Source organism: Ralstonia mannitolilytica (genome assembly GCF_000954135.1).
In the GTDB taxonomy this organism is placed as follows: domain Bacteria; phylum Pseudomonadota; class Gammaproteobacteria; order Burkholderiales; family Burkholderiaceae; genus Ralstonia; species Ralstonia mannitolilytica.
In genome coordinates this window covers 2129893-2142613 of record NZ_CP010799.1, presented here as the reverse complement: position 1 = coordinate 2142613, position 12721 = coordinate 2129893, and the positions used below count along the sequence as shown (strand labels likewise).

12 protein-coding genes are annotated in these 12721 nt (G+C 64.4%); 1 reads left to right on the top strand and 11 read right to left on the bottom strand.

What is annotated here, in order from left to right; translation table 11 throughout:
• Nucleotides 1-14: 14 nt before the first annotated feature.
• From hfq to ndk, 10 genes are all read right to left on the bottom strand, one after another.
• Nucleotides 15-254: an RNA chaperone Hfq gene (gene hfq / locus TK49_RS10205; protein ID WP_003263868.1), complete on the bottom strand. Its 240-nt coding sequence runs from the start codon at nt 252-254 to the stop codon at nt 15-17.
• A gap of 286 nt (nt 255-540) precedes the next feature.
• Nucleotides 541-1884 carry a ribosome biogenesis GTPase Der gene (gene der, locus TK49_RS10200; RefSeq protein ID WP_045786586.1) on the bottom strand — a complete coding sequence of 448 codons (1344 nt, stop codon included), beginning with the start codon at nt 1882-1884 and terminating at the stop codon, nt 541-543.
• Between the two features lie 192 nt (nt 1885-2076).
• Nucleotides 2077-3258, bottom strand: a complete 1182-nt coding sequence (gene bamB, locus TK49_RS10195; protein ID WP_045786585.1) for an outer membrane protein assembly factor BamB — start codon at nt 3256-3258, stop codon at nt 2077-2079.
• Between the two features lie 50 nt (nt 3259-3308).
• Nucleotides 3309-3944: a YfgM family protein gene (locus TK49_RS10190; protein WP_045786584.1), complete on the bottom strand. Its 636-nt coding sequence runs from the start codon at nt 3942-3944 to the stop codon at nt 3309-3311.
• 27 nt (nt 3945-3971) lie between these two features.
• On the bottom strand, nt 3972-5294 hold the full coding sequence (gene hisS / locus TK49_RS10185; protein ID WP_045786583.1) for a histidine--tRNA ligase: 1323 nt from the start codon (nt 5292-5294) through the stop codon (nt 3972-3974).
• Between the two features lie 60 nt (nt 5295-5354).
• Nucleotides 5355-6641, bottom strand: a complete 1287-nt coding sequence (gene ispG / locus TK49_RS10180; protein WP_045786582.1) for a flavodoxin-dependent (E)-4-hydroxy-3-methylbut-2-enyl-diphosphate synthase — start codon at nt 6639-6641, stop codon at nt 5355-5357.
• Between the two features lie 56 nt (nt 6642-6697).
• Nucleotides 6698-7777, bottom strand: a complete 1080-nt coding sequence (locus TK49_RS10175; RefSeq protein ID WP_045786581.1) for a helix-turn-helix domain-containing protein — start codon at nt 7775-7777, stop codon at nt 6698-6700.
• Complete coding sequence (pilW, locus tag TK49_RS10170; protein ID WP_045786580.1) at nt 7770-8561, bottom strand: type IV pilus biogenesis/stability protein PilW; 792 nt, start codon at nt 8559-8561, stop codon at nt 7770-7772. Before pilW ends, TK49_RS10175 begins: the two co-directional genes overlap by 8 nt.
• Nucleotides 8558-9709: a dual-specificity RNA methyltransferase RlmN gene (gene rlmN, locus TK49_RS10165; RefSeq protein WP_045786579.1), complete on the bottom strand. Its 1152-nt coding sequence runs from the start codon at nt 9707-9709 to the stop codon at nt 8558-8560. Before rlmN ends, pilW begins: the two co-directional genes overlap by 4 nt.
• A gap of 42 nt (nt 9710-9751) precedes the next feature.
• Nucleotides 9752-10177, bottom strand: coding sequence for a nucleoside-diphosphate kinase (gene ndk, locus TK49_RS10160; protein ID WP_045786578.1), 426 nt, complete (start codon nt 10175-10177; stop codon nt 9752-9754).
• Between the two features lie 365 nt (nt 10178-10542).
• On the opposite strand from ndk, the gene TK49_RS10155 reads away from it, so the two are divergent.
• Nucleotides 10543-11244: a Bax inhibitor-1/YccA family protein gene (locus tag TK49_RS10155; RefSeq protein WP_045786577.1), complete on the top strand. Its 702-nt coding sequence runs from the start codon at nt 10543-10545 to the stop codon at nt 11242-11244.
• Nucleotides 11245-11316: 72 nt separating this feature from the next.
• Here TK49_RS10155 and rlmD read toward each other — a convergent pair whose 3' ends face one another.
• A complete protein-coding gene (rlmD, locus tag TK49_RS10150; protein ID WP_045786576.1) occupies nt 11317-12669 on the bottom strand; it encodes a 23S rRNA (uracil(1939)-C(5))-methyltransferase RlmD in 1353 nt (450 codons plus the stop codon).
• Nucleotides 12670-12721: the final 52 nt, after the last annotated feature.

Sequence of the window (12721 nt, the reverse complement as noted above, 5' to 3'; positions counted from 1 at the left end):
GGAGCGAGGCAGAATCAGGCGTCGGACGCTTCGTCCACGCGGAAATTCACGGCACGAGCCGGCACCACGGTGGAGATCGCATGCTTGTACACCATCTGCGTCACGGTGTTGCGCAGGAGGACGACATACTGGTCGAACGACTCGATATTGCCTTGCAGCTTGATACCGTTGACGAGATAGATCGACACCGGCACATGCTCCTTACGCAGCGCATTCAGAAACGGGTCTTGTAGCAATTGCCCTTTGTTGCTCATGGCACACTCCAGATTTATAGGTTTAGTGATGGGTTATGGGGCTCGGAAGCCCTGGTTCAAGCAGGCGACGCAAAAAAAGTTCGTCAAAAGAGTCGGCCAGACGCGTCCAAACGACGCCGATGGCGCCTGAGGCGCCATGTCTCGAGAATTTAGCCTTAGAAATCAGGGAAAGCAAACGGAAAACCGGCGACTCCGCCATGTGAAATGGCTCAGCCGGTCGGCGGGTCCCCCTTTTGATCGCCCCTTCGTCACACGCTCCTCTTGTCGAGCGCCTCCTGCCCGGTGCTCAATCCTTGGATTGGGCGTAGGGGTTTTTGTTCGTGCGGAATTCAATTCGCAGCGGGGTGCCCTTCAGCTGGAACGCATCGCGGAAGCGGCCCTCGAGGTAGCGTCGATAGGTTTCCGGGATGTTCGACAGCGCATTGCCGTGGATCACCACGATCGGCGGATTGGAGCCGCCCTGGTGCGCATAGCGCAGCTTCGGGCGCGAAACGCCTGCGCGGCGCGGTTGCTGGAACTCGACCGCCTCCTGCAGCACGCGCGTGAGCTTGGGCGTCGGCAGCTTGATCATGGCGGCCGCATAGGCGTCGTCCACCGACTTCATCAACGCGCCGATGCCCGTGCGCTGCTTGGCGGAAATGTAATGGACGTTGGCAAACGACAGGAACTGCAGCTTGCGCTCCAGATCGTGCTTGATGCGGTCACGCGCATGGCCGGACAGGCCGTCCCACTTGTTCACCCCGATCACCAGCGCGCGGCCCGATTCGACGATGAACCCGGCGATGTGCGCGTCCTGGTCGGAGATGTCCTGCTGCGCGTCGAGCAGCAGCACGACTACATTCGCGTCTGCAATGGATTGCAGCGTCTTCACCACCGAGAACTTCTCGATCGCCTCGAAGACCTTGCCGCGCTTTCTCAGCCCTGCCGTGTCGATCAGCGTATAGGGCTTGCCGTTGCGTTCGAACTCGACGTAGATGGCATCGCGCGTGGTGCCGGGCATGTCGAAGGCGATCACCCGCTCTTCGCCGATCAGCGCGTTCACCAATGTCGACTTGCCCACGTTCGGGCGGCCGACGATGGCGATGCGCGTGCCGTGATCGTGCGCGTCCGCTGCCTCGGCAAGCTCGGGGCGCTCCGCGAACGCGAGATCCAACGCTTCGTCCACGAGATCACGCACACCGTCGCCATGCGCCGACGAAATCGCGTGCGGATCGCCCAGGCCCAGCTCATAGAAGTCCGTGGCCACGGCGGTGTACTTCATGCCCTCCGCCTTGTTCACGGCCAGGAGGATGCGGCGGCCGGTCTTGCGCAGGTAGTCGGCAATCACGCGGTCCTGCGGCGCGAGGCCCAATCGGCCGTCGACCAGGAAGATGACCACGTCGGCCTCGACCACGGCCTGGCGCGTCTGCTTGGCCATCTCCGCCACGATGCCTTCCTTGGCGACGGGCTCGAAGCCGCCGGTATCGATGACAATGAACGGACGTTCGCCTACGCGGCCCTCACCGTAGTGGCGGTCGCGCGTCAGGCCCGGCATGTCCGCGACGAGCGCGTCACGCGAACGCGTCAGGCGGTTGAACAGGGTCGATTTGCCGACATTCGGCCGCCCCACGAGGGCAATGACTGGTTTCATGCTTGTGTGCCGCGCGCGAATGGCGCCACGGCAAATTCGGGTTGTTGCAACTGCGGTTGGCACCTGCGCGGCCGACGGCACGGATGGCACAGATGCAAGACGCCCGCGGGACACGCGGGCGCAGATCCGAGGCGGCATCGCCGCCCCATGTGATTCGCTTGCCGCCGCCGCGCCATGCAGCGACGGCCGGCATCACTTCGGCAGGTAACCGTACACGCCGCCGCCGCGCGTCTGCACGACCAGCGTCTGCCCGGCCACCACAGGCGCCGCACTGATGGCGCTGCCATCGGTCTTCACGCGGGCCACAAACTTGCCATCATCGGCCGACAGGAAGTGCAGCCAGCCTTCCGAATCGCCGACGATGACCGTGTGCCCGAAAGCCAGCGGCGCACCCAGATCACGCCACAGCAGCGCGTCGTTCTTCCAGAGGTCTGCGCCATTCTGAGCGTTGAAGCCGTACACGACCGACTTCTCATCGGCCGCGAACAGCCCGCGGTCCGCCTGCGTCACACCGGTCGGCGACGAGAAATCGCGTGCCCACTGCGGTGCCCCGTTGCTGAGATCAAAGCAGGCCACGCGGCCCTGGAAGCTGGCGGCACACACCTGCTGCTGGCCGTTGATGGACGGCGCACCCGTCACGTCGTTCAGGCGCTCGATTTCCGACACACCACGAGGATAGGACACCGCAGCCTCCCAGCGCAGGGCACCGTTGCTTGCGCCCAGCGCACCCAGCTTGCCACCCGGGAAGCCGAGAATGATGCTGTCGCCGGCAAAGACCATGGGCAGGCTGCTGCGCAGGTTCAGCGCAGACGGAGAGCGTTGATAGATCCACTTGCGCTCGCCATTGGCCGGATCCAGCCCCAGGATGCGGCCGTCGGTCGTACGCACGACCACGAGGCCCTGCCCGACCAGCGGTGCGGTGAGGATTTCGCCGTTGACGGCGATCTTCCACTTCTGCGCTCCCTTCTCGTCGAACGCGATCACGGCGCCCTTCTCACCTGCCACGGCGGTCAACGTGCCATCGCTGCCGGGGCCGGAAGTCAGGTCGACGTCGGCCTTGCCCTGCCACAACGTGCGCCCGGTCGCCCCATCCAGCGCCGTCACCGTGCCCCCCGCAGACGACACGTAGACGTTGCCGCCAGCCACCACCGGTTGCATGACATAGCGCCCGCTCTTGCCGACGCTGACGCTCCACACCTGACGCACGGCGAGCACCTGCTGGACTTCCTGCAGCTTGGCAGGCTCATGCTTGTTCTTGCTGCTGAACAGTGAACAGCCGCCAAGGACAGCCGTGGCTGCCAGTGCCAGCACTGCAACGCGCGCCGAATGCGCGACACCGCGCGCGACACCACCCTGCTCAAGTGCGTGAGTCATGAAATCGGAATCCTTGTGTTATGCGTTGAAATGCGCGCTGGTCAGGCCGATCAGGCACCGCCCAGGGCATCGAGCTTGAACTGAACGATCTGGCGCGCAGCCGCGTCGGCCGGACCGAACTTCTCGAGCGCCAGCTTGTATGCCGCGCGCGCGTCTTCGATCTTGTTCTGTGCCGTCAGCAGGTCGCCACGGCGGTCTGCATACAGCCCTGCAAACGCGGGGGCCGCCTCACCCGACACCAACGCGAGGCCCTGATCGTAGGCCTTCTCATCGAGCAGCAGGCCCGCCAGGCGAAGCTTGGCGAGCGCCTTGTACTCGTCGTCGCGCGCATGGTCGACGGCCCACTGCAGCTGGGCCTTGGCTGCGGCGACGTCGTTCGCTTCGTACAGCGCCTTGGCAGCCGCCAGCGCCGTCATCTCGGCATACGCAGTGCCACCGAACTTGTCTTCCATGTCGGCGGCGGCGCGCTTGATCTTCTCGGCGTCCTTGCCTTCGACAGCCTTCTGCACTTGCTCGTACAGCACGGAAGCCTCGCCCGCCTGCTTGCGCTGCCAGTTCTTCCACCCAAACCACGCGGCCACGGCCAGCAGCACCACGATGGCGATCCACGTCACCATGTTGCCGTTGTCGCGCCACCAGTGCTTGAGGCTCTCTAATTGTTCCTGTTCTTCGAGATCGTAGGCCATGCTTCGCAGAGCTTGAGGGATTGTGGGTTAGTCGCTATTCGCCACCATGGCGTCAATCAGGCGGTCGACCAGCTGGTCCGACGGCACGGTCTGCTGGGCATCGGTGGCAGGATCGCCGCGCAGCGGCTTGATCTGTGCCACGCCTTGAGCGACTTCGTCGTCGCCAATGATAACCGCATAGGATGCGCCACTCGCGTCTGCGCGCTTGAACTGCGACTTGAAGCTGCCGTTGCGCCCTTCCGGCGAGGCATGCAGGATGACGTCGAGTCCGGCATCACGCAGCCGCTCGGCCGCCACCAGGGCCTGGACCTGCGCCTCGTCGCCCTGGTGGACGATGTAGACGTCGCAGCCCTGCGCTTCAGGCTCGAGCTTCTCCTCGCGCAGCAGTTCGATGATGCGCTCGACGCCCATGGCCCAGCCGCATGCCGGGGTCGGCTTGCCGCCGATCTGCTCGATCAGCGGATCGTATCGCCCGCCACCTGCGACCGTGCCTTGGGCCCCCAGCTTGTCCGTCGTCCACTCGAAGACGGTCAGGTTGTAGTAATCGAGCCCGCGCACCAGGCGCGGATTGATCGTGAACGGAATGTTGTTGGCCTTGAGCAGTTTCTGCACGCCCTCGAAGTGCGCGCGCGAGGCTTCGCCCAGGTAATCGATCAGCTGGGGAGCACCGGCAGCCATGTCCTGCAGCGCAGGGTTCTTGGTATCGAGCACGCGCAGCGGATTGGTGTACAGACGCCGCTTGCCGTCTTCGTCAAGGATGTCCTGGAAGCCTTCCAGATACTTGATGAGATCGGCGCGGTGCGCGGCGCGCTCTTCCGCCTGACCAAGCGAGTTCAGCTCGAGCTTCAGCCCCACCAGGCCGAGGTCGTCCCACAGACGCTGGCACATGAGGATGACTTCGGCGTCGATGTCCGGACCCGCAAAACCGAGCGCTTCCACACCGACCTGATGGAACTGGCGATAGCGGCCGCGCTGGGGCCGCTCGTGGCGGAACATCGGGCCGGTGTACCACAGGCGCTTGGGGCCGTCGTACAGCAGGTTGTGTTCAATGACCGCGCGCACGGCCGCAGCCGTCCCCTCCGGGCGCAGCGTCAAGTGCTCACCATTGAGCGCATCGGTAAAGGAATACATCTCCTTCTCGACGATATCGGTCACCTCGCCGATCCCGCGCACGAACAATTGCGTGTGCTCGACGATCGGGGTTCGGATCTGTTGATAGCCATAGGCGCGCAGCATGCTGCGCACGGCGTTGTCGAAGTGCTCCCACAGCGGCGCGTCGCTGGGCAGCAGGTCGTTCATGCCCTTGACGCCCGCGATCTTCTGCGCGCGTTGTTGTTTGGTATCGCTCATGATGTCACGTTAAAAGCCGGCGCCTCTGCGGTGCCGGCCAGTCGATTGTGCTGTGGGCGCTTATGCCGCCGTCACAGCCTGCGCCCCGTAATGGGTGCGCACATATTCGTCGACGATGATCTGGAACTCTTCGGCGATGCGTTCGCCGCGCAGCGTCTTCACCTTCACGCCGTCGACGAACACCGGCGCTGCCGGAGACTCGCCCGTGCCCGGCAGTGAAATGCCGATATTGGCGTGCTTGCTCTCGCCCGGGCCATTGACGATGCAGCCCATCACGGCCACGGTCATCTCTTCGACACCGGGGTACTGCACCTTCCACATCGGCATCTGCTCGCGCAGGTACGACTGGATGCGCGCGGCCAGTTCCTGGAACACGGTACTGGTTGTACGGCCGCACCCGGGGCATGCGATGACCATCGGCGTGAAGTTGCGCAGCCCCATGGTCTGCAGGATCTCCTGTGCCACGATGACTTCCTTCTCGCGCGGCGCACCGGGCTCCGGTGTCAGCGAAACCCGGATCGTGTCGCCAATGCCTTCCTGCAGCAGCACCGCCAGCGCCGCGGTCGAAGCGACGATCCCCTTGCTGCCCATCCCGGCCTCCGTCAGACCCAGATGCAGCGCGTAATTGCAACGGCGCGCCAGCTCGCGGTAGACCGCAATCAGATCCTGCACCGCCGAAACCTTGCACGACAGGATGATCTGGTTGCCCGGCAACCCGAGCTCTTCCGCCTTGCGTGCAGACTGGATCGCCGAGGTGATCAGCGCCTCGACCATCACGGCTCGGGCGTCCCAGGGCACGGTGCGCTTGGCGTTCTCGTCCATGATCCGGGCGAGCAGATCCTGATCGAGACTGCCCCAGTTCACGCCGATACGCACCGGCTTTTCATAGCGGCACGCGATCTCGATCATCTGCGCGAACTGTGTATCGCGCTTGGCGCCCTGCCCCACGTTGCCCGGGTTGATGCGGTATTTCGACAGCGCCTGCGCACACTCGGGGAAATCCTGCAGCAGCTTGTGCCCGTTGTAGTGGAAGTCGCCCACCAGCGGCACATCGACGCCCATGCGATCGAGCTGCTCGCGAATGGCCGGCACGGCTGCGGCTGCGGCCGGCGTATCCACCGTGATGCGGACGAGTTCCGACCCCGCGCGCGCGAGCTCCTTCACCTGGATTGCCGTGCCGATGGCATCCGAGGTGTCGGTATTCGTCATGGATTGCACGCAGACCGGCGCATCGCCGCCCACACGCACAATGCGATCACCCCAGCGGATTTCTGCCGGGCGCGAATTCCGGCGCGGCAACGGGCCGGCCAAGGCGGGAGCGCAATCGAGAGGCGTGGAGATTTCCATGGTCAGACAAAGCGCGCCGCCGACTCAGGCGACGCACCGTTCAAACATAAAACGGTTCAGGGCAACGTAGCCCGCGCCACGCGGTTGCGGGCGTACTTCTGGATATCGATCGGCGCGCCGCCAACCGTCAAGGACTCGACCGCCTCGGCATTGCCGAAGACGACCTTGAACGGCGGCGTCCCCGTCAGTTCGCGTGCATCGCCCTCTTTGGAGAGCCCGCTGCCGATCGTCTTGCCGGACTTGTCCTTGATCTCATACCACGACGCGCCCGAAAAGCGGACCGACACCGTGCCATTGCCAGCCGGTTGATCGGCGGCTTTGGCAGCCTCGCTCGCCGGCCCGGACACCGGTGCATCGACATTGACAACTGCCGCCTTGACGACGCCGGCAGCCGCTGCCGGCGCGGCACCATTGTCCGAGCGCGGCAGCGAGGGCGGTGGCGCAAGCGGCGCCGTCACAACACCGGAGGCCGGCGCGGCCGGTGCAGCGGGCGCCAGCGGCGTGGGCATCGAAGCGGTCGGCGTTTCTGGTGCAGCGGCGGGCGCAGGGGCCTCACCCGCCCGCGTCGGTGCAGGCTGGTCGCCGGCCGGCGCTTCCTTTTCGCCGGACTGCGCGCTCTGCGTTGCAGCGGTCTGCGTGGCGAGCCACGCCTTGAGCTTGTCCATGCCGGCCAGCGCGCCGCCAGCTACCAGTACCGCGAGGAGCACGCCAATGAGCCAGCGGCCACCCCCGCGACGTCTGGCGAAGCTCGGCTTGTCGGAAAACGACTCGCCCAGGCCACCCTCCGGTCGCAAGCCGATGTTGGCTACCGACGCCCGCGCATTCAGGCGGGTGAGTTGATCGTCGACGTCGACCTGCAATGCACGCGCGTAGGCGCGGATCAGCCCCTTGGCAAACGTCATGTCCGGCAAGGCTGCAAGATCTGCCGACTCCACCGCGTACAGCTTGGCAGGCGCCACCTTGAGGCGCGTCGCCAGGTCTTCGACCGTCTGGCGCTGGCGCTCGCGGCCAGCGCGCAGCCGCTCGGCAATCTCACGCAATGCCTCGTCACGCTCCGGTGATGCGGCAGGGGGATTCGAGGCAGGCGCCGTACCGTAAGAGAGATCGGCTGCACCTGCCGCGTCGCGTTCAGTCATCCCATGCTCCTCGTTCGAAAGCCGCCTCTTCGGGCGCATTGGGGAAGCGGCGCTGCAACTGCGCGCTCCATGCGTTCTGCTGCGAGATGTCACCGAGGCGGCGGGCGATGCGCGCGCCCAACCACAGGCTCTCGGCCGTCGGGTTGCCGCGGCCGTTGACGCGTTCGATGAACGGCATGGCGCGCGCGTATTCGCGGCGCTTGTAATAGAGCTGTGCCAACGTGAGGTTGGTCAGCGGATTGTTGGCGTCGATATAGGTGGCGCGCGTGAGGCTTTTCTCTGCGCCATCCAGATCGCCCTGTCGCATCTGGCAGACACCGAGGTTGGTCCATGGTTTGGCGGGGCTGCCCGCCGCGGGTGCCTCGATCGCCCGGCGAAGCATCGCCATGCCCTGCTCGGGCTTGCCGCCCTGCGAGCACAGGAACCACCCGTAGTTATTCAGCAAGTCGCCATCCTGGGGTGCGGCCGCCAACGCCCGTCGGAAACTGTCGTCGGCCAGCTCGTGTTGCCCGAGGTTCATGTAAGCCAGCGCCCGGATGTGATACGCGCCTGGCACGTTCGGATCGATGGCGATGGCGTTCTTGATTTCATCAAGTGCCGTCGCCGCCTGGCCCGCCTCGAGATATTGCGTCGCCAACTGCAGCCGGATCGCGGCACGCCGGCTGGTGTTATCGGTCTGATCGGAGAGCGTCTTGACGTCTTGCGTCTGGGCCGGCGGCGGCAATGCGCACCCGGCGGCTGCCAGCGTGAAGACCAGACTGACAGCAGTCGACCAACGCTTCATGCGGTACCCATACGTTGAGTGGAGTCGGCTCCGACCACGGGAACCGGGACGATCTTGCCGAACTTGCCGCGCTCCGCGAGGCGCGTACGGTCCTTAACCTCACCCGCCAGCTGACCGCAGGCGGCATCGATGTCGTCGCCACGTGTCTTGCGAATGGTGGTCACGATGCCGGCATCCAGCAGCACCTGGGCAAAGCGACGGATCTGCTCGTTGTTCGAACGCTTCAACCCGGACTCCGGGAACGGGTTGAACGGAATGAGGTTGAACTTGCACGGCACGTCGGCCACGACGCGCAGCAGTTCGCGGGCGTGCTCGACCGTGTCATTGACGCCGTCGAGCATGCAGTATTCGAAGGTGATGAAGTCGCGCGGCGCGAACTCGAGATAGCGCCGGCAGGCAGCCATCAGTTCGGCCAGCGGATACTTCTTGTTGAGCGGCACGAGCACGTCGCGCAGCGCGTCGTTGGACGCATGCAGCGACACAGCCAGCGCCACCGGCAAATCGCGTGACAGGCGATCCATCATCGGCACCACGCCGGACGTGGACACCGTCACCCGACGGCGCGAAAGGCCGTATGCATTGTCGTCGAGCATCAGCGACAGCGCCGGCACCACCGCGTCATAGTTCAGCAGCGGCTCGCCCATGCCCATCATCACGACGTTGGTGATGACACGGTCATCCTTGGGACCGCGGCCGAGCTGCTTGCGCATGGCAAATTCAGCCATCCAGAGCTGCCCGATGATCTCGCCCGTGGTGAGGTTGCGTGAAAACCCCTGCTTGCCGGTCGAACAGAACCGGCAGTTGACGGCGCACCCGGCCTGAGACGACACGCACAGTGTGCCGCGCGTCTCTTCCGGGATGTAGACCGTCTCGACGGCATTGCCCTGCCCCACGTCGACCAACCACTTGCGGGTGCCGTCCGACGAGAGGTGATCGGAAATGACCGCCGGCGCCTGGATGACGGCCCGGGTTGCCAACTTTTCGCGCAGCGACTTGGCGAGATCGGTCATCTCGGCAAAGTCAGACGCGCCGGACTGGTGAATCCAGCGCTGCAATTGCTTGGCGCGGAACGACTTCTCGCCCAGGCCCTCGCAGTACGCGAGAAGGCCCTGTGCGTCGAAATCGAGGAGATTCACCACATCGCTCATGAGTTGCAACCCAAAACCGCCAATCCAGTCTAGCGTTGACGCTTAGCGGCTGTAAATGTTCAGGCCCGGGAAGAAGAAAGCCACTTCCACGGCAGCCGTTTCAGCAGCGTCCGAGCCGTGCACGGCGTTGGCGTCAATGCTGTCGGCAAAATCGGCGCGGATCGTGCCCTTCTCAGCCTTCTTCGGGTCCGTTGCGCCCATCAGGTCGCGGTTCTTGGCAATGGCGTTTTCGCCTTCCAGCACCTGAACCATCACGGGGCCCGAGATCATGAAGTCGACCAGATCCTTGAAGAACGGACGCTCCTTGTGCACGGCGTAGAACTGCTCGGCTTCAGCGCGCGACAGGTGGACCATCTTGGCCGCGACGATCTTCAGGCCAGCGCCTTCGAAACGGGCATAGATCTGGCCGATGACGTTCTTGGCCACGGCGTCCGGCTTGATAATCGAGAGGGTGCGTTCGATCGCCATCAAAAACTCCAAAAAATGAAGGTGTTACATCAAAGATAAACGTTGGATTCTAGCACGCGAGCGGCAGGGTTGGATGGCAAACGGTGCAACCGTCCCTTGCCAGAGCAGCTTTCGCGAGAGCCTCGTTAATCACTCAAGCCGTCTGCGGTCGGGCGGGAGGGTGCAGGCTTAGCATCGCCTTACCGTGCGCCCAGAAAAGCACCTCCGCCGGCCGTCCTGCGACGTCAGGATCGCCCGAATGCTGGAACCGCGTGGCATGCTCTTTCCTCGAAGTAGGGACGATGCGGCTTGCAAAAGCTCACCTCGGATGCCACATTCGGTGCGTCGTCGCATTGTCTGCAATGTCATTTACCCAAGGAGTTCGCATGGACAACCAACTCAACACGTACGGTTTTGGCGCTTCCGGCACCGCCGGCGCGTTGGCCGTCCGCAACCGCGTGCTGCGCAATACCTATTGGCTGCTCGCACTTTCCATGATTCCCACCATCCTCGGTGCGTGGATCGGCGTCGCCACCGGTTTCAACCTGATGGGGCGTAACCCACTGATCGGCTTCGTCGTCTTCATGGCGGTGGCTTTCGGCTTCTTCTATGCGATCGAGCGCTTCAAGAACAGCGGCGTGGGCGTCGCCCTGCTGCTCGGCTTCACGTTCTTCATGGGGCTGATGCTCTCGCGCCTGATCGGCATGATCCTGGGCTTTTCGAACGGCGCGTCGCTGATCATGACGGCGTTTGGCGGCACGGCGATCATCTTTGGCGTGATGGCGACGGTGGCCACGGTCAGCAAACGCGACTTCTCGGGCCTGGGCAAGTGGCTGTTCATGGGCGTGCTGGTGCTGATCGTCGGTTCGGTGGCCAATATCTGGCTGCAGTTGCCGGCGATGATGCTGACGATCTCGGTGCTGGCCATTGCGATCTTCTCGGCCTACATCCTGTTTGACGTGCAGCGCATCGTGAACGGCGGCGAAACGAACTACGTCACCGCCACCTTGGCGATCTATCTGGACGTCTACAACATCTTCACGAACCTGCTGGCGATCCTCGGCATCTTCGGCGGCAATCGCGACTGAACCTCGTCGCAGTCAATAGCGAAAAAAAACCGGCGCCCGGTGCGCCGGTTTTTCTTTGTCCGTGCCTGGGGGTCAGCCCCGCTCGAATACAGCGATCGACTCCACGTGGGACGTGTGCGGGAACATGTTCACCACGCCCGCCCCCGCAAGCCGATAGCCGGCCTCGTGCACCAGCAAACCCGCATCGCGCGCCAAGGTGGACGGATTGCACGACACATAGACGATCCGCTTCGGCAGGAGGTCGGCCGCATCGGCGCCGCGTTGCGACAACTCGGCCAGCGCCTTGGACACCGCCAGCGCCCCCTCCCGAGGCGGGTCGATCAGCCAGCGATCAAACTTGCCCAGCGCAGCGATATCATCGGCCGTCACTTCGAACAGGTTGCGGCAGGCAAACGAGGTCTTCGCGTCCAAACCGTTGTGTTTGGCGTTGGCCAGAGCGCGGGTGGTCAGGGCTTCGCTGCCTTCGATGCCGATGACCTCGCGGGCGCGCGTGGCCATCGGGAGCGTGAAATTTCCGATCCCGCAGAAGAGGTCGAGCAGCCGATCCCCAGGCTGCGCGTCGAGCAGTTTCAACGCCCGCGACATCAGCACCCGGTTGATCTGGTGATTGACCTGCGTGAAATCCGTCGGCTTGAACGGCATCGTGATACCGAACTCCGGCAGCGTGTACGTCAGCGCGCGCTCCAGCGGATAGAACGGGTAGACCGTGTCAGGGCCCTTCGGCTGCAGCCAGAACTGGACGTTATGCCGGTCGGCAAAGGCACGCAGTTCGGCTTCGTCGGCGGACGTGAGTGGCTCCAGAACGCGCAGCACCAGCGCGGTCACATCCTGCCCGACCGCCAGCTCGATCTGGGGCATGCGCTGGACGATGGACAAGCGCCCCACCAGTTCGCGCAACGGCACCAGCAGCGCCGAGACGTGCGGCGGCAGAATCTCGCACGACGTCATGTCAGCCACATAGCTGCTCTTGCGCTCATGAAACCCCACCAGCACGCCGCCTTTGGCGGCAACGTGGCGCACCGTCAGACGCGCACGATAGCGATAGCCCCAATCCGGTCCGGCAATCGGCCGGAAGACAACGTCCGGACGCAGCTTGGCCAGGTGCCACAGATCGTCCTCAAGCACGCGCTGTTTGATGGCGACCTGCGCGCGCGCGTCCAGATGCTGCATCGAGCAACCGCCGCACACGCCAAAGAACTGGCATTGCGGCGTCACGCGCGTCGCCGATGCGCGCAGAATGCTCACCACGCTCGCCTGCTCGTACGACGGCTTCACGCGATGGCTGCGGTACGTTACCTGCTCGCCCGGCAGCGCGCCCTCTACGAACACGACCTTGCCGGGCGTGCCGTCTTCATTGGCCAGACGTCCGATGCCCCGCGCCTCGTTGTCCAGCGAGACGACGTCCAGCGGGCCAGCCACCGGCATATCGGGCTTCCTTCGGCCACGCGGCGCCTTGGCGGGCGCACCGGTTGCCGGA